This window comes from Xanthocytophaga flava, assembly GCF_030068545.1.
GTDB classification, from domain to species: Bacteria; Bacteroidota; Bacteroidia; order Cytophagales; family 172606-1; genus Xanthocytophaga; species Xanthocytophaga flava.
Window position 1 is genome coordinate 12,853 of the sequence record NZ_JASJOR010000021.1, and the last position, 24,490, is coordinate 37,342.

The window sequence follows — 24,490 nt, forward strand, 5'->3', positions numbered from 1 at the left end:
GAGAAAACAAATACTACTCACTCATTTTAACCGCCTCTTCCATGAAATCCATTTTACTTTTGGTAATCATTCTCATTTTTGCTCATGTCACCCTTTGGGCTCAGAATGAAAAAAGCGTATTTACAACTCATGCAGGAGCTGTAAATGCATTTGCCAGAGATTATCAAAGTATTGGAATTAACCCTGCTAATCTCGGAATCAAACACACTTACAAAGTGGCCTTCTCATTTGGAGAACTTGGTGCAGGCCTTGGCTCCAGGTCATTGACTCAGTCTCAACTCAACAAGTTTATTACAGCTATTGATGAAACTCCGACATCTGAAGAAAGACAATCGTTTGTAGATGCCTTTGCCAATACAAATGCACTCAATTTAACTACAGATGTAACTCTTTGGGGTTTCTCAATTCAAATACCTAAAGTTGGTGGCTTTGCGGTTAGTAACAGACAGCGAGTACTCACTCATATAGGCCTCAATAAAACGTTTGCAGAAATCCTTTTTTTGGGGAAAGATGCTTCTATCTATCAAGATCCCACCTTTCAGGATAAGGTACTGGGCAATGAACCTATTGTATCCAGTGCGTTTTCAGGAAGCAAACTACAAATTGCAGCATTCAATGAATGGAATCTTGCCTATGGCATAACAGTACTTGAACAGGATGACTGGAAACTGGCAGTTGGCCTTGGATATAAGTATATACAAGGAATCGGCGTTCTAGACTTTGTTGCACAGGATGGTAAATTGCGGGCTTACAATGCGATGTCAGCTGTCTTTGGCGTTGATTATGGAGATTTGCCAACAAGTGATCCAAATTTCACTTACGTATCAGAGAAAGGAAATTTCCCTTTTTACAAGCCTGCGGGTACAGGACATGGCTTTGATATTGGCTTATCTGCAGACATTGGAGAGAAAGTGAAAGCCAGCTTGTCTGTTACCGACCTGGGAAGTATCAAATGGAAAAATAACCTGTTACAGGCACAGGATCAACCTCTGCGACCTATCCAGTCAGATGGCATGCAAACATTTAATATTTTTAGCCAGGCGGCTACAGTTTTGGGAGATGGAATGCTTACTTATCAGTCAGGAGGTACTTATACGGCTTCATTGCCAACACAACTTCGTGCAGGAATAGGATTTTTGCCAAACGAAAAGTTAGATCTGGGAGCTGACGTTGCTCTTCCCTTAAATGATGTAGCGGGTAATCTGCCTGAATACTATGCAGGTGTAGGCATTGGATACAAACCTGCATCTTTTATTCGAATCAACACAGGGGTTACCTCAGGAGCCGGCTATGGAGTAAATGTACCAGCTGGCATTAACTTTGACTTTGGAGCATACGAATTTGGATTTGGCACACGCAGTGTTAATGGTTGGCTGACAGAAAAGAATCCTTATGTATCAGCTCTTTTTGGAGTACTCCGGTTTAAAATCGGTAAAATTGAAAATGAGGAATAAAACAGCTCAGATATAAAAAATCCCTCTGAATTTATTCTTAGAGGGATTTTTTCATATCATTTTGCTTCAATTGGATCTTTACCTTTTTTGGGTATCTCCCTGCTATCCTCCTCTTCTTGAGCTGTTTGCCGGTATGGACTGTGTAATCGTACAGGACGTCCACTTTTCTTAGCCATACGCAGATTTAGAATTTCAACACCTAAAGCGAAAGCCATAGAGAAGTATACATATCCCTTAGGTACATGTGCACCAAAAGATTCAGCAACAAGTAAAACGCCAATCATTACAAGGAATGATAAAGCAAGCATTTTAATAGTTGGCCTTTTATTCACAAAGTCGGCAATGGCACCAGAGAAAATAAGCATAATGATTAATGCAATGACAACAGCAGTAACCATGATGATTACCTGATCTACCAAACCAACAGCGGTAAGAATAGAATCGAATGAAAAAACAATATCTATTAATACAATCTGAACTATAGCGGAAGCTAAACTCAGCCTGCGTTTACTGTCAGATACAGTTTCTTCCTCTCCCTCCAGTTTTTCGTGGATTTCAGTTGTACTTTTATACAGAAGGAATAACCCTCCTGATAACAATATCAAATCTCTGCCACTAAATCCGTGTCCTAATAAGGTAATTATAGGGTCTTTCAGACTTACCAGCCAGGATATGCCGAATAAAAGTGCGATACGAACAAAAAGTGCCAGTATAATACCTGTCGACCGAGCTTTCTTTTGCTCTTCACGAGGCAAACGGTCAGCCAGAATAGAAATAAAAATAATATTATCAATCCCTAGTACAATCTCTAACGCTGTCAGAGTTAACAGACTGACCAATCCTTCAGTAGTAAGCAGAACTTCAAAGTTCATTGGAGAAAATTAAATGTGACTTTAAAAAAACGGTTTTGAATGGTCGAAAGTTTTCGAATAGTATGCAAAGCTATCATATCACAGGTTGATGGCCAAATTTAGTTTCAGTAACCTGACAGTTTTGTCAAATTTCATCTTTTACATCAACAGTAAGAACCTGAAAATTAATTATTCAGAAACATTCCATCAGAAATCAAAATATTCTTCCTCTTTAGGTTTGGGAGCAGAAACTTTAGCAGGTTTAGCTGGAGTCAGAAAACTCTGACGGGTGTTACTCTTTTCTTCTGTTGTGGTTCGGGCCTGCATGTCTACTTTCATTTTGTCCCGCATAGCTTTGCTGTCATACCCAATTTTATAATTATCGGCGGTGCCATTAATACGTAGAAAAAGATTGGTGCCACCAGAAGTCTGCGAAGAGGTTTCCACTGTTTTCCTTTTTTGAAAAAATGTTTTTAAAGGTATACGTAAATGATAATCCATTACATTATCAAACGAATGTGTACCCTGTACAGATATAGTAGCGATGTTGGAATTAATTTCCATTAAGGGAATAAACACATTCCCTTTTTCTATGTGAATATTGTTCTGCATCTCCCCAAACCTCAGATTAGCCAGTTCACTTGCCTTGATAAATCGGGACAACTTTTGCATAGGCTCAAAGTTGACTAGCTGCCCATCCCGAATAGTGGTAAAGGCTTCTGCTACCAGTTTTTTGTTGTCAGAAATCAGATGTTCATTTAACACCAGATATGTTTGTATATGTGCATTTACCTTCCCATGTACATGTTGTGAACGAATAAAATCCTGGCCAAAATCTTCAAACATGTAAAAGACTTTGTCAATCTGAATATTATTCAGTTCTGCATTAGTACTCAGTTGTACCTGTTCCGGCTCCCTGGCATCCATACCTATACTCAGATTCATAGTTCCATCGGCTAACTGAAGCTGTATACCTTTACTGCGGGCTACTCCGTCATGTACATCCAGATCTCCCTGTATATTTTGAGCCTGGAAACGCCGAAGATGCATTTTATTTACCTGATATGTCAATGCCAGATCTAACTGGCGGGAAAGTCGAAAACGATACTGAGTAGTAGATTGTGCGACTTTTGTAGGATTTTCGGCAAGCAGTTCGTCAAGATTCAATAACCCAGACTGAAGATCTGCAACTATTCTTAATGCCTGATCATCCAGCAACAAATAGGATAAGATATTTTCAAACCTACCTTTTAACTGAAAATCAGAGTTCCCGGCATACCCTGAAAAACGTTGAATAACCAGATCGCTCTGATTAAAGGAGAAATCACCAGAAAGTTGGGTTAAACGAAGTGGCCGTTGAGTCAATGTAAATGCCACATTGTTTAACTGAATGGTTCCGGAAGTTCTGACAAAACGTCGTTGCAACTGACTACGCAAATCACTTAGATTACCTTCAAATCTGAAATTGGCGGTAAGTAATCCGGAGCCATCCCGAATGCCATAGGGAAAAAATGCAGTAACTGCACCTATATCTAAGGTTCCTCTAAAATCAAACGCCAGATGTGGATTATTAAAGTTTTGCAGTGAAACATTTCCAGAAAAAGACCTTCCATCCAGTTTACCCTTTATATTTTTCAATGTCAGTGAAGAAGAAGATCGGTTTTGCTTATTTCCATTGCTATATGCACCAGTCAGGTTTGCCTGTTCTATTCGCTTTTTTAGCCTTGTTTCATATATAGATGCATTACGACAACCAAACTGCACATCTACTTTTGGAATAGAACGTCCTTCTGTATATCCTATTACAGACCCTTTAAAGTATATCTCACCCTGACTCTGATAAGATGCATAAGTTTTAGAAATAGATTCAGGTAGCAATGAGGTTATAGTTTGTATATCTGTCCTTTTTCCTTCAATCTGAAGATCAATAAAAGAGTGTGGTTTGGCCGCATGATAACCCATTACCTGAAACTCAGAAGAATTGACAAACACTTGTGAAGGCTGAATCAGAAGTTTACGTTTTTTGTAATCATACTGCATCTCACTGTTAAGATGTAACTGTTTATTTACAAAATAAGCGTCTTTTCCAGTCCGCACGTACTGACTTTGCAGATCTCCTTTAAGATAAATCAGGTAATCTTCATTTTTTACAAATAACCGGGCATCTGTTTTCTGGATAAGAAATCTGTGATCCTGTGCTATACTTTGGTCTATATATGAAAACTTCACATTCTGAAGACGAATACGTCTCAGATCAAATTGTACATCATTGGAAGAGGAAGATTGTTTATCAGAAGAAGACTTAACAATATCATAGTTCACTTCCTCTTTTGCATTTGTATATAACTGTACTTCTGCATCCTGAAGTATAATCTGGTCTATAGCCAGATCATCTCCAAACAAGTTACTTAAACTAAACAAAAAGGATAAGTTTCCTGCCTGAGCCAGTTGTTGAGAACGGGCAGGCAGAGATCCTTGTATACGAATATTCTGACAGACAATGGAAAGATGGGGGAAATTTTGCCAGAGAGACACTTCTATCTTCGCAATTTCAACTCTGGTTTTCAGACCCTTGTTAACCTCTACAATAATTTTCTGAATAATATCATCCTGATAAACCTGTATAATTATAGTTAGCAGTACGGCTAATCCTATTAGTGTACTACCGCCATAAAGAAATAGTCGTTTAATCCAAAGTAAAGAGCGACTCACAATCAGGAATGGAAATAAAAGTCAAAATAAGAGAAGGACACAAATATTCTGCAAAGGTACAGTCTGTAGACCAATTAAAAAAACATACCCTTCATATGCCGTACCTTGAAAAATCCACTTCATTGTGGTTAAAAATACAGTTAGGTGGCATAGATGCTCAAAGATTTACTTATTTTTAGCGCCAATCTGTCTTTATCACTAATACTAACTATCTATGTATACAATTGAAAATGAGTTACTCAAAATAACTATTAATCCCAAAGGTGCCGAGCTAAGCAGTATTTTTCATAAACAATATAAACTGGAATACCTGTGGCAGGCAGATCCTGCCTACTGGGCCAAAAAGTCGCCTGTATTGTTTCCGATAGTAGGTACGCTCAAACAAAACACTTACTACTTTAATAATAAAGCATATCATCTCTCCCGCCATGGGTTTGCCAGAGATCGTTCTTTTATTGTATCCCAACAACAGGAAGATGCCATTACGTTCGCGTTGACTTCTGATATGGAGTCATTGGAAATATACCCTTTTGTATTCGAGTTTCTAATACACTATCAACTTCAGGATAATCGTGTACTTGTTACCTATGAGGTTGTAAACCCAGCAAGTGAAGATCTGTATTTTTCTGTGGGAGGCCATCCTGCTTTTAATGTCCCTTTGGTTCCTGACACTACATATGAGGATTATTTTCTGCAATTTGAAAAAACAGAGATGTTAAATGTGTGGCCTATCACAGCTGACGGTTTAATAGAAGACAGGCCCGAACCGTTTTTAGGAGAGACTGATGCATTACCTCTGAAAAAATCTTTATTCTACAAAGATGCTCTGGTATTCAAGCATTTGCAGTCATCCCGTATATCGTTACTTTCTGCTAAAACGGAGCATGGGCTGGAAATGGCATTTGAGGGATTTCCTTTCTTTGGAATCTGGGGAGCTAAAGATGCGAACTTTGTGTGCTTGGAACCCTGGTGTGGTATAGCAGACCCTGTATCAACAAATCAACAACTTCCTTATAAAGAAGGTATTATAAAATTATCAACTCAATCCCGCTGGAAACAAAACTGGCAGTTGACTCTCTTTTAACAAGAGTCAAACTGCCAGTATTTCCCCTCTACCATATTTATTTCTTTGTGGGTATTATCTTCTGCGAGTAGCAGTAGTGTAGCGGCCTTGCTTTTCCCTCATTCCATTCCAATATGTTTTAAAATCTGACTGATTATAGTTGTCTTTATGAGACAATAAACTCACGTTTATTATATACACACCTACAGTGAGTATAGAGAGGATAATAATAATTGCTGCCATAGTCGTTCCTCAGTTTAGATAATTAATCAAAAGCTCTCTGACAGGTTATATTTAAAATACTATGCCAGTTATCTACATTCACAAAATATTCACGAATATTTCTTCCTATACGTTCAACTATATACCTTTGTCAGACTAATGATTACACAGATGAAACCAACTATTCAGATCAATAGAGAAAGACTGGAAAAAGTGGCAACGATTCTGAAAACAGTTGCGCATCCTACACGTCTGGCAGTGATTGATTTATTAGGCACACAGGAACGTATGAGTGTGAATGACATGTGTGAGATTCTGAACTGTGAGCAATCACTTTTATCGCACCACTTGATTGTGCTGAAACAACGAGGAATTCTTCACTATGTAAAAGAAGGACAGAATGTCTATTATTCTCTTAAAGATAAGGATATCCTGAAATTGATTGCCTGTATTGAAAATTGTGATTGTTCTCTGTAAGTAATCTATAAAGAGTAAGAACAGCTATGAAAAGAGCTGTTTTTTTTGACTTTGTATATGAAGGTTTCTTCATATAATAGATAATCTCTATAAAATTAGTGTAGATACTGCTGTCTATTTTTAATTAATACTATATTGCTGTATAAGCATGGAAACCATTGGTTATTTGGGTGCTTTATTAATGGGAATGTCTCTTGGATTGATTGGAGGAGGAGGATCGATTCTCACTGTTCCTATTCTGGTATATCTTTTTGCCATAGACAGTGTTGTAGCAACCTCTTATTCATTATTCATTGTCGGCCTGACCAGTCTGATAGGATCATTTAGTCATATTTCGCGTGGCAATATTCATTGGCGAGCTGTAGTGTTGTTTGGTATTCCCTCTCTTTTGAGTGTTTATACTACCAGACATCTAATAGTACCACTGATCCCTGAAACATTGGGAACTATAGGTCACTTTATAGTAACAAAATCTATTTTTCTACTCATATTCTTTGCTATAGTTATGCTACTAGCTTCTTATTCTATGATACATAAACCAAGGCTATTGCAAAAAGAGGAACAGGAAGAGGCATCTTTGCGTTATCCAGTAATTATATTAGAAGGGATACTGGTAGGTGGAATAACAGGTTTGGTAGGTGCAGGTGGTGGATTTCTTATTGTACCTGCTCTGGTTTTGTTAACGCATCTATCCATGAAACAAGCTATTGGAACCTCTCTGGTCATTATTGCATTAAATGCATTAGTTGGTTTTATAGGCAGTCTTCATTGGGGCGATGTAATTGACTGGAAATTTTTGCTTGTATTCTCAACTATTTCACTGGTTGGAATTCTGATTGGGAGCCGGCTTTCTTTTAAAATTAGTGGTACACAGCTTAAACCTGCTTTTGGCTGGTTTGTGCTAGTAATGGGTCTTTACATAATTGTAAAAGAATTATTTCTGAAATAATGATAATTACTACATAAACAGGCTTAGAATCATAACGACTTTTAGTAAACGATAAATCAATTTGAGAATAGCTATCTATGGTTTGAGAGTATTTTGGTCATAGTATTTATAGATATCCCAATGTGTCATTCTTCATCAAACAAAACCTAACCATGCTAATCGAACAAATATATACAGGATGTTTAGCTCAGGGAGCTTATTACATCGAAAGCAAGGGAGAAGCGGCTGTAATCGATCCGCTCAGAGAAGTGCAACCCTATCTGCAACGAGCCAAACGAAATGGATCTACCATCAAATACATCTTTGAAACCCACTTTCATGCAGACTTTGTCTCTGGTCACCTGGACTTAGCCAAACAAACCGGAGCTTCTATCATTTATGGTCCGAATGCCAATCCTGCCTTTGAAGCCATCATTGCTAAAGATAATCAGCAGTTTCAACTCGGAGAACTCACCATTCGGGTACTGCATACTCCCGGACATACCCTGGAATCGAGCTGTTTTCTATTGATTGATTCACAAGGCAACTATCAGGCAGTCTTTACCGGGGATACGCTTTTCATTGGGGATGTAGGACGCCCGGATCTGGCTCAAAAATCAAGTTTGACCATGGAAGATCTGGCTGGTTATCTATATGATTCATTACATACCAAACTCATGCCTTTACCTGATGACGTGATTGTCTATCCAGCCCATGGAGCAGGCAGTGCCTGTGGTAAGAATATGAGCAAGGAAACGTCTGATACACTGGGTCATCAGAAACTAGTCAACTATGCTCTGAAAGCTACTAACAAGGATCAGTTTATCAAAGAAGTAACCGATGGATTATTGCCTCCTCCTTACTATTTCCCACAGAATGTGCAGCTTAATAAAGAAGGCTATGAAAGTGTAGAAAAGGTTGTATCGCGAGGATTGACTCCTCTGAATGCAGATACATTCGAACTAGTCGTCAACGAACAGCATGCTCTGATTCTCGATACACGAAAGCCTCAGGTATTCAAAGACGATTTCATCCCCAATTCGATCAACATTGGCATTGATGGCGATTTTGCGCCCTGGGTAGGCACATTGATCACTGACATCAATCAACCCATTGTGCTGGTAGTGGAAGCAGGCAGAGAAGAAGAAGTGGTCACCCGTTTGTCCAGAGTAGGGTATGATCATACATTGGGATATTTACAGGGAGGTATACAAGCATGGAAAGAAGCTGGAAAAGAAATCGATCAGATTGAATCAATCTCTGCCGATGAATTTGCTTCCCGCTTTCAGAACGGTAACTTACAGGTAAAAGATGTACGTAAGCAAAGTGAATATGAAGCAGAGCATATGGAAGGAGCAGAGAATGTACCGTTAGCCTATCTGAGTGAACATATGGCTGAGTTTTCCAAAGCAGAGCCTGTTTATATTCATTGTGCAGGAGGATATCGGTCTATGATTGCCGCTTCGATTCTCAAAGCCAGAGGATATGACAATATCATTGATGTAGCTGGTGGATTTAAAGCTATTGCACAAACCAACATACCCAAGACTAGTTATACATGTCCTTCTACCTTGTGATAAGGTAGACATTTTCTCTTTTACATGTATTCTAACTTATTTATTTTATGTTTGTTATAAAATAAATAAGTTAGAATACTTCTTACGTTTTATTGAATAACTGCTCCCTTATAATTCTATTATCTGGAGATCAGACACTCCATTTATTCTTCATCCTGTGTTTGCACCGTTTGTTCATTTTCCCAAAAATCCAGTACTATTTTCTATTATTTTGAAGGGTATTCCTTTTACCTTGTTCTACTCTATATTCAGCCAATGTTAGCAAACAGTCACCCGGTTCCTTCAAATATTATATCCCGTAACTGTCTGGGAATCATTGCCATCCTTTTGTCTCTCTCTGCTGGACTTGCGTATATCTTTCAGGTAAAAATAGGTGATATCTGCACAGTCAGAACCTTTGTTACTTGGCTTAGTGGTATGATCTTTTGGACTCTAGCAATACCCTTCCTTAGCAAACAAACCCAACACTACTTTAGCAAACAATTCCTCTGGGTAAAAAGTCTGCTGGCAGGTCTTGTGGTATGCATTATCAATCAGATTTTTGTGCGATTTAGTATCAATGCAATTTTATGCTTAGTCTTTGGGTGCACAGACAATCAAACAAGTTGGACATTTAATGTACTTCAAAATAACATCCTGATTAACTTCATTTGCTATTGGTGTATAGTTGGACTTACCTACATATCATTGCAGTTTCAAGCATCTTATGATACAACTTCTTCTATAAATTTTCAATCTGAATCCCATTCTGAAAACATTTCCTTTATAACTACTGTTTCTGTCAAAAATGGATCTGTCACCACACATATACCTACACAGAAGATATTCTGGATAGAGTCTGACAACAACACTGTAACATTTGTGTCCGAACTTGGAAAATTTGTCAATTACCAATCTCTTCGATCACTGGAAACACAACTTGATCCTGTCGATTTTCAACGAATACATCGTTCTATAATTGTCAATCGCAAGTATGTTCATAAAATACAGGCCCAGTCCAGTGGAGATGCACTAGTCACCCTAACCACCGGTGATCAGCTTCGCATGAGCCGTCGTTACAAAACCATTTCACCGAATACCCTGTAATTGCAACCTCTCTCCCTGTCTGATTTTTCAGAGCCATAAATGACGCATTCTTTTGCTGAAAAACGGTAAAACAATGCATACTACAACTTATCTGCTTACACTCTTTCTAATAGAGTTCACAGGAGTATTATATGCTCAGGACACAACCTATCTTAGTAAACCTCCTTTAGAGATTCAAAAACTGGAAGGATCCATTATACTGGATGGTCTCAGTGATGAAGCTGCCTGGCAAACTATTCCTCCCTTTCCATTTGTAGTGTTTGAACCTGTATGGGGTACTTCGCTAACTGAAAAAACAGAACTGCTTATTACACACGACAACCAGTTTGTCTATGTTGCTGGCAGATGTTACACCAAAGACTCCAGCACCATTGTAGCCCGTACATTAACACGTGATGGCTGGCGTGGAGATGACTGGGTAACTATTCAGTTTGACTCTCGCTTCGACCATCAGAACGCACTCGTTTTTTCTATTTATCCCTTGGGGAGTCGCTATGATATGGCGGTTTCAAAAGACGCAATCGAACTGGGAAGCAGTACGTTTAACAGTGCCTATAATATGATTTGGGAAGCAAAAACAGTAATAAACAAAGAAGGCTGGTTCTTTGAATTAAAGATTCCTTTATATAATCTTCGTTTTCGTGAAGGAGCCAATGGGGAAGTAAAAATGGCTATTAGTGCTACCCGTGCCATTCAATACATACAAGAATATCATCAATTTCCTGCGATTTCACGCAATGTCATTGATGCGATTACCAAACCATCTGTTAAACAACCCGTCCTATTTAAGGATCTACCCCATCCTTCTCTTTTTCTGCTCACTCCATACATAGCTACAAGTACCTCCCGACAACAACTATGGAATAAAACTAAAAATAACTTTATACCAGATCGAAAAAATACTATACAACTTGGCCTTGATGCTAAAATTGGAGTTTCGCCTTATTTGACACTTGATGCAACTATTAATCCGGACTTTGCCCAGGCAGAAGCAGATATACAACAGGTAAACCTAAGTCGGTTTAGCCTTTTTTTTCCTGAACGACGGTTATTCTTTCAGGAACAAGCAGGGTTATTTGAATTTAATCTGGGTGATGCAAGCCAACTATTTTACAGTAGACGCATTGGAATCGATGATGGTAAGCTTACTCAAATTTATGGCGGCCTTCGTCTTACAGGCAAGTTAGGAACCCGAACAGATATTGGTTTATTGACAATGCAATCAGCATCTCCTTCCTCAGAGGCTGCCAACACATCAGCTACGGAGAATTTTGGTGTATTTCGCCTCAGACATAAAGTAGTAAATGATCGAAGCTTTGCAGGAATGATGTTTACCAGTCGTATTGGTGCCAAAGAACAGAATTATACCTATGGAGCAGATGCACTGCTAAACATTATCAAAAATCAGTATCTCTTATTTTCACTTGCTAATGCAGTAACCTATACTTCAGGTAAATCAAAAGCAAATGCCATAGGCCAAAGCCGATTATCTGTACTGTGGGAAAATCGGAAGAGAACAAGATGGATACACCGTCTCAATTATATATTCTCAGGAAAAGACTTCAATCCGGAAGTTGGATTTGTAGATCGAACGAACTTTCACGCAATAGCTGGTGCACTTCATTTTGGCAAGTTTTCCAAGGGTCGAAAAGGTTTGTTCCAGTACCAGAGATGGACACTGGCTCAAGGTAATAGCTACTGGAATGCACAAACAGGGAAATTAGAAAGTCTTACAGCAGGAATGTCATGGAATGCCAATACATTTCTGGGAACCAATTGGAATGTATCTGTTGCTACCTATTATGAGTATCTTACAGACACATTAGAGTTTGGCAAAAAAGTAGTTATTGTACCGGGGCGTTATAACTTCTCCTCAGCATCTTTGCTTATTTTACCTCCACTTGCCCATAAGATTAGGTTGCCAGTTGGAATAGGAGAAGGTAGCTTTTATGGGGGTCGTAAATTTTTCTTCAGCTTCAGCCCTATTTTCAGCATGGGCAAACATCTGGAGATACAGACAGGATATGATCTTACCTACCTTCGTTTTCCAGATAAAGATTTATACAACACCATTCACATTGGAAGATTGAAAGTTAATTATGCTCTGGATCTTCATTTTTCAGCGAGTGTAAATATTCAATACAATAGCAATGAACAAAAGTTCTTTACCAATGCCCGCTTCCGATATAATTTTGGAGATGGACACGATCTCTACCTTGTATGGAATGAGAATCTGTTATCGAACCGGCAAGTAGAAGGACGAATCCATCCTTTATCTGACCAACAAACTATCTTGTTAAAATACTTCTTTACTTTTCAACCAAGGCGTTTATACAAAAAACATTCTGGTCATAAAAGTAGTTGAGCGAAGTTCTGTTCAACGGACAAGACGACTAAAACTTTGATAATCCAGAGATGAAATCACTAAGCTATTATTTCAGAAGCACTATCAGAATAAAGTACATCTGGAGCCTGTACGAAAAAACAGATAAAACAAAACGTCCTGCCAGTACTATAGTACTGGCAGGACGTTTTGTTAAGGATTTTATTTTTATCTTATATAGTACCTTTTTTCATTTCTTTTACGGCATAGTCAGCAGCACGAGCAGTCATAGCCATATAGGTCAATGATGGATTTTGTGTAGAAGTAGAGGTCATGCAGGCTCCATCTGTTACAAATACGTTCTTACAGGCATGCATTTGGTTCCATTTGTTCAGGATAGACGTTTTAGGATCTTTACCCATACGCACACCTCCCATTTCATGAATGTCCAAACCTGCTGCCTGCTTTGAGTCTGAAGCTTTGATGTTTTTGAAACCAGCAATGGTGAACATCTCTGTCATCTGCTCAATATAATCTTTCACCATTTTATCATCATTGTCATCATATCCTACAGAAATACGCAATTGAGGAATGCCAAATGGGTCTTTCAGATTGCTATCTAGTGCCACAAAATTGCTTTCTTTTGGAATGGTTTCTCCCATCATGTGAGAGCCTACATACCATCCATCCAGAATAGGTTTCACCAGATTCGCTTTCAGGCTTGCCCCAATACCATCCTGATTGGTATGACTCATACGTCCGGCACTAAATCCTGCCGCATATCCACGCAGGAAGTCCATCTCCTGTTTATAGACATTACGGAATCGCGGGATATAAGGACTATTCGGACGACGGCCATCTGTAGTAGATTCCAGCATTCCATCATATTCTCCAGAGATACGTGCTCTGTAGTTATGGAAAGCCACATATTTACCTAATACACCACTATCATTACCTAATCCATTCGGGAAACGACTGGAAGTAGAGTTTAATAAAACCAGGTTGGTATTTAATGCAGCAGCATTTACAAAGATAATACGAGCATAAAATTCCATCATTTTATGAGTAGTAGCATCTACCACTCTTACTCCTACTGCTTTACCTTTTTTTTCATCATAGATAATGGAGTGTACTACTGAATTAGGGCGTAGTGTCATTTTACCAGTTTTAGCAGCCCACGGAATAGTTGAAGCATTGCTGCTAAAATACCCGCCATACGGACAACCACGTTCACAAATGGTACGATGCTGGCATTGAGCACGACCTTGTTGAAAGTGAATAGGTTGAGGCTTGGTAATATGAGCCGCACGTCCCATGATTACATGACGATCCTTATAATGGCCAGCCATCTGCTTCTGAAAATAGCTTTCTACACAGTTCCACTCATGAGGAGGTAAGAACTCTCCATCCGGTAATGTAGCCAATCCATCTTTGTTTCCACTGATACCTGCAAACTTCTCTACATAACTATACCAAGGAGCCAGATCAGCATATCGGATAGGCCAGTCTACAGCAAATCCATCCCGAGCCGGACCTTCAAAGTCAAAGTCACTCCACCGTTGTGTTTGGCGAGCCCAAAGCAAAGACTTCCCTCCTACCTGATAGCCTCTTATCCAGTCAAACGGTTTTTCCTGTACATACGGATGTTCAGCATCTTTTACAAAAAAGTGTGTAGTACCCTCATAAAAAGCGTAACACTTACTCACGATAGGATTCTGTTCACGAATTTCAAGAGGCAATTGTCCTCTATGCTCAAACTCCCATGGATTAGTCACTGTAGTAGGATAATCCACTATATGTTTTACATCTCTTCCACGTTCCAATACCAGTGTCCGAAGACCTTTACCTGTTAGTTCTTTTGCAGCCCAGCCACCACTAATACCTGATCCGATTACAATAGCATCGTAGGTAACTTCTTTTATTGCATCTATTGCGATATTTGCCATTTCTTTGGTAGATTATTTTTTAGGAGAAACAGGAACACAGCCATAATAATGACCTGGAACCATTTCATAGTGGGTAAGATTAGTCATCACATATTCAGAAGTCAGATATCCACGAATGGTCAGCCCTTTTACCATTGAATAAAAACCCTTCTGATCAGGGCTGGCTTCCATTTCGTTTAATACACTGATTCGTTGTCCGGTATCACAGGAAGCAAATGACTTGGTAAACTTCTTTTGCGCCGCTGTATCTACAGCAGCCAAACCACTGGAGAAAAATTCCTGGTTCTTCTTATCCATACAATCGGCCACGATCTTCTGAATAAAATTGTGTACACCCAATTCTTTTGCACCAGGCGTATCTGTAACCGGAATGATTGTTTCGGTCACTTCAGCCAGTAATACACTTTCTTTAGGAGAAAAATACGATGAACTAAGGGATACAGATCTTTCGTTCCAATTTTCGGCCCAGGCAGGAAGGCTTACCAGTCCGCCAAAAGCCACTGCCACATTTTTCAGGGCTGCTCTTCTTTTCATTGTTTAGGAGTTGTAATAAAGAGATTGCTTTTAATATAGGCCTTGTTCAGACACTCCAAAATGTCTTTCGTAACAGAAATATCCTTTTTTGTTAATCTTACCTGCCTCACCTGGAAAGGCGGAGAAGATGTTAACAAAAAATTTCCTATTTCCTCGAAAGATACATCAAATAGAAGAATTATCAGAGATTATTATATTTTTTATTAGCATTATCCCTATTTATAGTTTTTTCTCCTTCAGCTCTCAAACTTGCCAAACAAATAATCAAGCAACTTTCAGGTAATTATTATTGCTGCATTTATTTACTTATTTGTGAATCCAAAATCACTGCAAGTCTATTCTCAGATCGCTATAAAAAACCAAATACCCACTTAAATCGTCAATACCTCAATAAATTATATAAGTCTACACAGGAATAGTGCCAAAAATTAAAAAGCTATATACAAAAGTGTAAACTCTTTTCTCAAATAGTAAAAGGACTTCTATTTTTGTTGCACTAACTTAATTTCTACTTTACTTTCATGAAAAAAAGCTTTCTTATTGTCCTACTGCTATGCAGTGTGTACACGTCATTTGCACAGAAATCCTACACCAAACATCCAAATACCTCTCAAAAAGGCTGGCATGAATTATTTACCTCAGACCTTACCAATGCTATTTATCCAAAAGGCGTATGGAGTGTATCAGAAGGAGTGTTTACTGCAACGGAAGATCAGGCCCTTTGGAGCAAAAATATGTATGAGAACTTTATACTGGATCTCGAATTTAAAAATGCAGACGGAACTAACAGTGGAGTAATTGTGCACACCAGTAATCTGGAAGACTGGATACCAAATTCCGTAGAAATACAAATAGCGGATGATTATTCAGAACAATGGTCTAAAGCCCCTGCCAACTGGCAATGTGGAGCTGTATTTGGGCATCAGGCAGCGAGCAAAAAAGCAGTAAAGAAAGCAGGTGAGTGGAATCACTATACGGTAACCTGTGTGGGGAGAAAAATCTGGGTAGTATTAAATGGAGAACTGGTAAATGAATGTGATATGAGTAAATTCACTTCTGGTAAAACCAATCCAGATGGCAGCGAAATCCCATCCTGGTTAAGCAATCCGCTGGCAGAACTACCACTAAAAGGTCATATTGGTTTTCAAGGTAAACATGCAGGAGCACCTATCTATCTAAGAAATATTAAAATCAAAGAATTAAAATAATCCCCAAAATTTATATCCTCCCTTATCCGATCAATATGACTGGATAAGGGAGGGTTCTCTTTTAAACAAAGATGAAGTTAGGGTAATAATCCCTGCTTAGTCAACAGGTTCCGTTCTTTTTCCAGATCATATTCAGCCTGCAAATGCATTAACTCTCGTGCCGAATAACCGAACTCCTGTTCCAATAATAAGGCAACACGGCTATTCAAATCTCTCTTCCCATTCAGTATATCACAAAACTGACTTGCGTGCATACCCATTTTCTGAGCTGCGAACGATGAAGAAATCTGTCCCTGAGTTAAATAACTTTTTATGATCAGCCCCGGATGGATTGTCATTTTCTGCATAATAATCATAGTAACAGCGAGGAAAGGTAGTGTGACTTAAAAAACAACTGCATTTGGACTACTATACCAACAGTTACTTTTAGCAAATTTACTTAATTTGTCTGTACAACAAAGAGATTAGACTCTTTCATGTTTCAATTTCATATTTTCTATATAAATAACAACCTCTTATTCATATAAAACCTTACCTCAAACTTTATAGTATATAAATAATCTGCCTTAATAGAATTTAGATCTTATTCAGATAGCCATTCTCTACAGCCAAGTAATAAATACTATAATCTATAGAATAATTGCAATAGAAAATACAGGAACACCCTTTACTTAAGGATTATCGGTAAGGCGATTTTATTTTTTAGAGAAAAGAGAATCTACAATTAACCTTATACAGATCCACAGATAGAAAAAGATAAGAATACTATCAATTATTTTTCCTATTTAGCTAAGTTATTTACGTCTGCCTATTACTAATTGATATATCATTCCACTTTACGAACCAACTTATTCAATGAGCATGACAACTTCTGCTAAAATTTCTGTTCTATTAGATCACGATGGCTCTGCTGATGATTTTTTATCTATGGTATTACTACTTTTGATGGATAATGTAGACCTAATAGGGGTTTCTATCACACCTGCAGATTGTTATGGAGAAAATGCAGTAGAAACCACATTAAAACTATTGTCAAAAGCAGGTAGATTAGATATACCTGTTGGCTTGGGCAATTTACATGGTATTAATGCATTTCCTTCAGAGTGGAGGGCCAGACCCAAAATACTAAATGCGCTTCCTTTACTTATCACTATTGATACCACGGCTTCTGTATCTACAGTTGTATCAAGCCAGGTATTGCTCACTCAAAAGTTAAAAGAGGCAGAAGCTCCTGTAAGCATACTGCTGACAGGTCCTTGTACCAACCTAGTCCAGGTGCTAGCACAAGATCCATCTCTGGCACAAAAAATAGGTAGTGTAGTATGGATGGCAGGAGCAATAGATGTGGTTGGAAACGTAAGAACCTTTAACCATGATGGAACAGCCGAATGGAATGTATTCTGGGACCCTATTTCTTCTGCCAAGCTTCTGCAATATTCTTTGCCGCTCACATTTATTCCATTGGATGCGACGAATGCAGTTCCTGTAACATTTGATTTTTTAAAACGTCTGGCATTACAATCCAATCACTTTTATTCAGACCTGGCTGGTCAATTCTGGGCAACTACTATAGATACCATCCCATCTTATGACTATACCTATTTTATGTGGGATGTATTAGCGACTAGCTATCTGGCTATTCCGGAAGCCTTTACTACAGAAACTATTGAAATAGACATTTTATCTTCCGGACCTGGTGCAGGTAGAACTTATCGGAAACCAGGTTCCGGACAGTGGGTTACGATTGCGACAGGAGTTACCAAAGATCACTTTTATACCTATCTGCTGGATAAATTTAACCAGAATCCTACTACATAACCCAGCCTGTATACTTGTCAGACAAAATTATCTGGCAAGTATGCTTATCACAAAGAAATATCTCTATTAGCCCAATTCAGCTATAAGTTTTTGATACATAGCAAAGGCAGGTTTTGGTGTATAGTCATCCTGCATAATACCAAACTGATGAAATATGTTAGGGTTCTGAGAATCTGTATCTCGGAGGCCAAACAACTCATAATGCGTCACATTCATTTCTATCTGGTATTCATGAATCGCCCGTATTACACATTCAAGTACCTTTGCCTGTTTCTCTGCTGAACGTTCAGGAGAAGTTGCCCATCCATTCTCAGTAATATGTATAGGTACTACAAATGGAATATTTGCCTCTGCCAGACTGATGTACCTGAAATGATTTAACACAAACCGAACAGCCTCTTTCAATTCATCGAGAGCCACAGGACGAAATACATCTGGAAAGAAATCCAATCCCACATAATCCAGTGACTCATAAAATACAGGTGTAGCTAATCGGCCAATCTCTCTCCAGAAATCATTTGCAGGATCAAATGTTGGAACAGCATTAAAGCCAACCTCAATAGGTAACCCTCCTTTTCGAATTACTTCTCTTGCTGCAATTACCCCCTTAACCACCGCTTCCCTGACTCTAGGATAGTCCCCATCCACAACAGGGATATTGTGCAGATTCGGCTCTTCTGTAATCTGCACTTTTGCTAAATGTCTCCCATATTGGTTAATTATATTTCTTATAAAATTTATCCATCCCTCTATATCTCCCTCCTTTGATTGGTATCCTACTACCAAATCCATCTTCCTTCCATTATTAAGATATTGTAACGGATTTGCAGGAGTCCATTTATTCGTACTGCCAAAGCTAGTATAACATCTTACCAAAAATAGAGAAAGACTACCCTGCAACTTTGCCAAAGCATCATTTACTAGACTAGCATTATCTGGCTTTGCTACAGTTAATCCTGCTTCTGTACCGGAAGTCCCACCCGGATAAATACCAAAAATTAGTTTACGGCTCATTTTTATATCTAAATAGATGTATAAAGTACAAATATACATCTATTTAGATATAAAACACAATATTTTCACTATTTATTTCGTATATTTACATCGTTTTCGATATATCTTTAGTAATATGAATAAAGCAGTACAACTTCTAATAGCCTGGGATGCATTTGAAGAGAAGCATCCAAATTCAAATCTGGATGACTTTTGCAGATTTTTCCTTTCTCAAAACAAGCAACCCCAACCAGCAGGTGTTCAAAGCAGAGGTCTGTTGCTTAAGACGCTAGGACGTATAACCAGTGCATTTAGCCTTTATCACAAGGCAGCAATGAACAAGACAAATTTACCCTCTCCTGACTTGTTTTATTTTCTTAACGGGCTCGCATTTTTAGGTGAAGTACGTAAAACAGAACTGATTAATTATTTGTTGATGGAGTATACAACAGGTATGGAGGCCATTACCCGACTACAGAAAGAACACCTGATTCAGGAACGTGCAGATGAAAGAGATGGAAGAGCTAAACTCATTAGTTTAACAGAGAAAGGAAGAAAGACGCTGGCAGATTGCTACGAGTATGCCTCAAAAGCCAGTGAGATGGTTTTAGGAGATCTGGATGAGGATTCTATTCAACTTTGTATTCATTTACTGAAAGGTATAGAAGAGAAGCATTCCAAGTTGGCAATAGAACTCAAAAACAAAGATTTTGATAATATGTATACACAAGTTTGCCAAGCAGATAAAGAATAAAAATACATTTCAGGATTCTGTCTCAATAGAAAATCTACCTTTATGGATATAATTAGTACCACTTCAACCAATACACGAAGAAGCTTTCTTAAGAAAATAACCTTTGCAGGAGTAGGCTTAACCTCTGGCCTTTCGCCTATTTCTCTCGCATCCGAAAACGCATTCAGACATATACCTCCTAAAAAAGGATTAGTTATACTATTTCAGGGAGACTCGATTACAGATGGCAATCGTGGCCGTAATGATGATCCTAATCATATCATGGGACATGGGTATGCCTTTTCTATTGCCAGCCGTGTAGGGGCCGATTTTCCAGATAAAAACCTGCTATTTTTCAATAGAGGTATCAGTGGCAATACAGTAGCAGATCTAGCCCTCCGCTGGCAAACTGATACATTGGATCTAAAGCCAGATGTACTTAGCATTCTGATAGGAATCAATGATAGCTATGCAGCAATTGGCCAGAAACCAGGCATTACGATAGATAAATTTGAGAGTACCTATCGTATGTTACTAACTCAAACCAAGGAAAAATTTCCAGATGTTATTTTTGTACTATGCTCTCCATTTGTATTACCGCTCAAAAAAGTCAAAGAACAATGGACACGATGGCATGAAGATGTTCGGGCCCGGCAAAAAGTAGTAGAAAAACTGGCAAATGAATATCAGGCAGTTCTGGTAAACTTCCAGCCCGTTTTCGATCAGGCAGTTCATAGAGCCTCTATGGATTATTGGATGTGGGATGGTATACATCCGACTGTTCCCGGACATGAACTTATGGCACGGGAGTGGATCAGACAAGTAAGCCAGCGACTTACATTTTTGAAAAAATATGAATGAGTCACAAACTGAAAACAGGGTAACTAGATATGTTACCCTGTTTTCAGTTTATAGTCTTTTACTTTTATGGAGTTTTTCCAGGAGTGGTTAACTCAAACTTCTGAAATTCCCCATATCCCTGCCTTTTTCCATAGGTAGCCTGATATAAACCAACCTGAACTGACTTGCCAGTCCAGTCAGGGCGTTGTATTGGGCTCCCAGGTAAATCCTTCCATAGAATACCGTCCTTACTACTACGTAAGTAAAAATAGTCCCCTATACGTTGTATCTGTAAATATCGGTCAAATGCCCAAGCAGACTGATTGTTGGTTTGTTCTCGTCCCTTAACAGAAAGGTTGGTGACCATATTGCCTACTCCCCATCCCGGAAAAATACTGCTCTGGATCAGACTTTCTCCAGTCTTTCTGTCTTCTTGAGGCAAGCGGACCATAAGTCCTACATCATTGGCTCCAGTTGCTTTTTTCTCTTTTAATCCACTCACATCGGCAATCTCTACCTGTACCACAAAGTCTCCCGTCACATTCGTATACATAAATGGCCCCTTAGGAGTTGTTTCATCCCATCTGGAGTCACTTGATTCCAAATGTAAGTGACCAGCTTTACTAGTAATAGCCAAAGCAGTCTCATCCAAGTTCTTTCCTATATATCCATCCCATATAGTAGTATTAACTCCTTCTTTCAGAAAATCTTTCTCCTTCTCAAATACATCCTGCTTAATGATAAATTGGTTGGTCATTGTATTTACAGAAACAGGATCTGACGCCAATGATACATTACCAAACGCATCCCGTACTTTCACTGTGTAGTTATATTTCCGGTTAGGTTGTAACCCATATGCCATATACACAGGGTCATCAAGCCAGCCACTGGCTTTTTTAGTACCAATCTCTTCAAACCAGTATTGTAGTCCAGGTGCTGTATTACTTGCAGACATTTGAACTATTTGAGGACTGATAGCTCTTGGCTTTAACTGGAAGAATGGTTTTGCCATTTTAACAGAAGAGTTTTTCCATTCTGTAAAAAATGTTTTAATCTCTTCTTCAACAAATGGGTAATCATATATCTGATAAGATGTGAGAATTAGATTGCTTAGCGAAATACCCGACAAAGAATTTTCACTACTAGAAATAGACTGTGTTTTAGTAAGAACTCCATTGATATATGTTTTTATTGTCTGATTCTGTTGTACTTCAATCTGCTGTATCCATTCTTTACCAGACATAACAACCATTATAGTTGAATAGCCCTTCTGTAATCTGGAAATTGCCTGTCCTTTCCAGTCCAAAGAAGTGCCAGGAGGTATTACAAGGGTTATCTTTTCATTGAGATCTTTTACAACCACAAATCCTTTATTCACAATGAACTCACTTGCTCCATATCCTTCGTTTACAATCTTGGAGGTAGAGCCATAAACCAATTTGGTCGTCATTAAACTTGCCAATACAGTTGATTCATTTTTCTGTTGTGACAATGCAATTAACTCATCTTTGGATAAAGGGGTATCATAGACTTTCAACGAAGAGAGTGCACCGGAGAAGAAGGCAGTTTTATCTCCATTCGTACCAATTACCAATGGTTGGTCTGATTGTAAAAATAACATCCGGCGATCTTCCTGATCCAGTTTACCATCCACATATATACGTTCCATGGTACCATCAAACGTAATGGCTATATGATGCCAGCGAGCTGCTTCTGGTAAAGTTTTATATGGGAGATCTGGCCACCCCCAATGTGCTACAGCTCCCCAATTCCGGTTACGACCATACCCTATTGATACATTACTCAGATCACGTCCACCTCGTGGTGTCCAGCAAACAACAGGCTCCTCATCTCCTATTTCCGGGTTATATATCCACATCGCTACTGTCCATGGGCTATTTCCAGCTAATGAGGGCAGTGCATTCACACTTGATTGAAAATATTCTTTCCCTGAAAATATAAGGGCCTTTCGTCCTGCAATCAGGTCTACATGCGGAATACGGGTTGAGGCAACCTTTATTGTACCTTCCAGATTTCCTGTATTGCTCCACTCATGGACTAGTTTTCCTAATGGTAATGAGTCTGCACTTAAATCCAGCAACAACCCTTTCCGGGTCACTGGTTGATGAGCATCCATAACAGGTTGTTGACTAGGCGTTAGTACCTGTCTATCGGTAGAATATACTCTGATATTCCAGACAGCTTTATTTAAACCAGGATATTGGGTATCTGTAATTGTTAATCTTAGATAACGAGCTTTTACACTTCCTACATCTACCACTGGGCTACCTACCTTGGTATTCTTCCGCTGATCGGTATACACACTCCATTGTTTTCCATCAGTTGAATACTCCCATAGATATTGATAATACCAAGTTGCATATTCAAACTGGATATGAATACGCTTTACAGGCTGTATACTTCCCAGATCAATCTGTAACCATACATCACTGGTATTATCACGAGGTTTCCATAAAGTACCGTTGTTATCATCTACCGCAAACTCTGGTTTGAAATCTGCATCATAATAAGAGGAAGCTGTTACTGACTTTGCAAAAGCCAGATTAGGATCTGTTTCTTCTAATGGCCCCAGGGGGCCAATGCCTGTATGAGTAGGTACTATTTTCTCAATGTTTCCTTCAGCATCAAATACCAGTTTGTCAGCACATACCTGACGGTGATATCCACCATTGGAATGGGGATTGTTATGACGGTGATAAACTAAGTAATAAATTCCTTTATGCTCAATCACAGACTGATGTCCCGGTCCATGCACGGTGCCATCAGTGTTAGTTACCAGAATTGGGTTTGTCTTGCCATACTCAAATGGCCCCATAGGTCCCGTTTTGCTAAAAACATATTGTACTCGGTAGGTATGATCTTCGCAACGGCCTGAAGAATACAGTAAATAATAGATCCCATTACGTTTAAACATAAAAGGGGCTTCAAAGAAATCTTTTGCGATAGTGTTAGGCAACTTGATCATTTTACTGAAGGTTTTCATATCATCATTCAGCAAGCCTATTCCACAACCGCTATTAGGATAAATACCCCAGGTTCCCCAAAACATATAAAACTTCCCATCATCGTCCCGAAAAGTTTGTCCATCCAGTGTAATTACATCAGGAACATCATAGTTTTTGACAATAGGCTTCTCATCTTCATACAATGGCGTCCAGGGTCCTACAGGCGTTTTTCCGGATGCACCATAGATTTCAACTGTAGGCTGGCAATAATACATATAGTATTTTCCATCATTGCCTTGTGTTACATCCGGAGCCCAGAAATGTGGAGTAGTAGGCCAGTTCATAGGCTGCATAGTCCAGTTGACAAAATCTTTTGACATCCATACCTGTGAAGGGCCAAAACCGCCCCCGTTTCCATCTGTAGTAGCATAGATGTAGTAGGTATCACCAAATTTTTTGACAGTAGGATCTGCAAAGTAGCCTGGAATGATAGGGTTCCCTATCCCTGGTGCCTGATGGTTAGCGATTTGTTGTGCCTGCCCCTGGATAACTAAACACAGAGTAATAAGACTGATAATAAAAATTCTCATAGCAAATGAAAACAGCCATACTCATCTGTAACAGATAGAAATTATTACTCTAAGCCTATCTTCAGAAGTATGAAATATAATAAAATAAGAAACAGATTAAAGCCAGAACCTATAATGTAGTGAATACATTAATCTGATAGATACAGATCTAAAAAATACTAACCAGGTA

19 protein-coding genes are annotated in these 24,490 nt (G+C 38.7%); 11 read left to right on the forward strand and 8 right to left on the reverse strand.

The features are described from left to right. Positions 1 to 41 precede the first annotated feature (41 nt). Complete coding sequence (locus QNI15_RS25975; RefSeq protein WP_314034504.1) at positions 42 to 1,454, forward strand: DUF5723 family protein; 1,413 nt, start codon at positions 42 to 44, stop codon at positions 1,452 to 1,454. Positions 1,455 to 1,510: 56 nt separating this feature from the next. Here the strand turns inward: QNI15_RS25975 and QNI15_RS25980 are convergent, their stop codons facing one another. Both QNI15_RS25980 and QNI15_RS25985 read right to left on the reverse strand, forming a co-directional pair. Then, complete coding sequence (locus QNI15_RS25980; RefSeq protein WP_314001864.1) at positions 1,511 to 2,326, reverse strand: TerC family protein; 816 nt, start codon at positions 2,324 to 2,326, stop codon at positions 1,511 to 1,513. A gap of 186 nt (positions 2,327 to 2,512) precedes the next feature. Beyond that, a complete protein-coding gene (locus tag QNI15_RS25985) occupies positions 2,513 to 5,017 on the reverse strand; it encodes an AsmA family protein (protein WP_314034506.1) in 2,505 nt (834 codons plus the stop codon). Between the two features lie 214 nt (positions 5,018 to 5,231). On the opposite strand from QNI15_RS25985, the gene QNI15_RS25990 reads away from it, so the two are divergent. Next, on the forward strand, positions 5,232 to 6,101 hold the full coding sequence (locus tag QNI15_RS25990) for an aldose 1-epimerase family protein (protein WP_314034508.1): 870 nt from the start codon (positions 5,232 to 5,234) through the stop codon (positions 6,099 to 6,101). A 54-nt stretch (positions 6,102 to 6,155) separates the two neighbouring features. Here QNI15_RS25990 and QNI15_RS25995 read toward each other — a convergent pair whose 3' ends face one another. Continuing rightward, positions 6,156 to 6,323, reverse strand: coding sequence for a hypothetical protein (locus tag QNI15_RS25995; protein WP_313986515.1), 168 nt, complete (start codon positions 6,321 to 6,323; stop codon positions 6,156 to 6,158). 150 nt (positions 6,324 to 6,473) lie between these two features. Here QNI15_RS25995 and QNI15_RS26000 point away from each other — a divergent pair, with 150 nt between their 5' ends. The 5 genes from QNI15_RS26000 (at position 6,474) to QNI15_RS26020 (ending at position 12,735) form a co-directional block, all read left to right on the forward strand. After that, positions 6,474 to 6,779: an ArsR/SmtB family transcription factor gene (locus QNI15_RS26000; protein WP_314001858.1), complete on the forward strand. Its 306-nt coding sequence runs from the start codon at positions 6,474 to 6,476 to the stop codon at positions 6,777 to 6,779. Positions 6,780 to 6,927: 148 nt separating this feature from the next. Then, on the forward strand, positions 6,928 to 7,728 hold the full coding sequence (locus tag QNI15_RS26005; protein ID WP_314001856.1) for a sulfite exporter TauE/SafE family protein: 801 nt from the start codon (positions 6,928 to 6,930) through the stop codon (positions 7,726 to 7,728). Between the two features lie 152 nt (positions 7,729 to 7,880). Then, positions 7,881 to 9,284, forward strand: coding sequence for an MBL fold metallo-hydrolase (locus tag QNI15_RS26010; RefSeq protein WP_314001855.1), 1,404 nt, complete (start codon positions 7,881 to 7,883; stop codon positions 9,282 to 9,284). Positions 9,285 to 9,539: 255 nt separating this feature from the next. Beyond that, a complete protein-coding gene (locus QNI15_RS26015) occupies positions 9,540 to 10,370 on the forward strand; it encodes a LytR/AlgR family response regulator transcription factor (protein WP_314034510.1) in 831 nt (276 codons plus the stop codon). Between the two features lie 73 nt (positions 10,371 to 10,443). Continuing rightward, complete coding sequence (locus tag QNI15_RS26020) at positions 10,444 to 12,735, forward strand: carbohydrate binding family 9 domain-containing protein (protein WP_314034512.1); 2,292 nt, start codon at positions 10,444 to 10,446, stop codon at positions 12,733 to 12,735. A 191-nt stretch (positions 12,736 to 12,926) separates the two neighbouring features. On the opposite strand, the gene QNI15_RS26025 is transcribed toward QNI15_RS26020, so the two are convergent. Both QNI15_RS26025 and QNI15_RS26030 read right to left on the reverse strand, forming a co-directional pair. Further along, positions 12,927 to 14,639 carry a GMC family oxidoreductase gene (locus QNI15_RS26025; RefSeq protein ID WP_314001851.1) on the reverse strand — a complete coding sequence of 571 codons (1,713 nt, stop codon included), beginning with the start codon at positions 14,637 to 14,639 and terminating at the stop codon, positions 12,927 to 12,929. A 12-nt stretch (positions 14,640 to 14,651) separates the two neighbouring features. Continuing rightward, positions 14,652 to 15,173, reverse strand: coding sequence for a gluconate 2-dehydrogenase subunit 3 family protein (locus tag QNI15_RS26030; protein WP_314034514.1), 522 nt, complete (start codon positions 15,171 to 15,173; stop codon positions 14,652 to 14,654). Between the two features lie 521 nt (positions 15,174 to 15,694). Between QNI15_RS26030 and QNI15_RS26035 the strand changes: the two genes are divergently transcribed. Then, positions 15,695 to 16,381, forward strand: a complete 687-nt coding sequence (locus QNI15_RS26035) for a 3-keto-disaccharide hydrolase (RefSeq protein ID WP_313986505.1) — start codon at positions 15,695 to 15,697, stop codon at positions 16,379 to 16,381. Between the two features lie 77 nt (positions 16,382 to 16,458). Here QNI15_RS26035 and QNI15_RS26040 read toward each other — a convergent pair whose 3' ends face one another. Further along, the gene (locus tag QNI15_RS26040) at positions 16,459 to 16,728 is read right to left on the reverse strand and encodes a HigA family addiction module antitoxin (protein ID WP_314034517.1); all 270 of its coding nucleotides are present in this window, start codon (positions 16,726 to 16,728) and stop codon (positions 16,459 to 16,461) included. A 514-nt stretch (positions 16,729 to 17,242) separates the two neighbouring features. Between QNI15_RS26040 and QNI15_RS26045 the strand changes: the two genes are divergently transcribed. Beyond that, positions 17,243 to 18,199, forward strand: a complete 957-nt coding sequence (locus QNI15_RS26045) for a nucleoside hydrolase (protein WP_314034519.1) — start codon at positions 17,243 to 17,245, stop codon at positions 18,197 to 18,199. A gap of 66 nt (positions 18,200 to 18,265) precedes the next feature. Here QNI15_RS26045 and QNI15_RS26050 read toward each other — a convergent pair whose 3' ends face one another. After that, positions 18,266 to 19,213, reverse strand: a complete 948-nt coding sequence (locus QNI15_RS26050; protein ID WP_314034521.1) for a hypothetical protein — start codon at positions 19,211 to 19,213, stop codon at positions 18,266 to 18,268. A gap of 115 nt (positions 19,214 to 19,328) precedes the next feature. Here QNI15_RS26050 and QNI15_RS26055 point away from each other — a divergent pair, with 115 nt between their 5' ends. Next, positions 19,329 to 19,946 carry a MarR family winged helix-turn-helix transcriptional regulator gene (locus QNI15_RS26055; protein WP_314001841.1) on the forward strand — a complete coding sequence of 206 codons (618 nt, stop codon included), beginning with the start codon at positions 19,329 to 19,331 and terminating at the stop codon, positions 19,944 to 19,946. 42 nt (positions 19,947 to 19,988) lie between these two features. Further along, positions 19,989 to 20,786, forward strand: coding sequence for an SGNH/GDSL hydrolase family protein (locus tag QNI15_RS26060; RefSeq protein ID WP_314001840.1), 798 nt, complete (start codon positions 19,989 to 19,991; stop codon positions 20,784 to 20,786). A gap of 64 nt (positions 20,787 to 20,850) precedes the next feature. Here the strand turns inward: QNI15_RS26060 and QNI15_RS26065 are convergent, their stop codons facing one another. Beyond that, the gene (locus QNI15_RS26065) at positions 20,851 to 24,321 is read right to left on the reverse strand and encodes a family 43 glycosylhydrolase (protein WP_314034523.1); all 3,471 of its coding nucleotides are present in this window, start codon (positions 24,319 to 24,321) and stop codon (positions 20,851 to 20,853) included. Between the last annotated feature and the right edge of the window lie 169 nt (positions 24,322 to 24,490).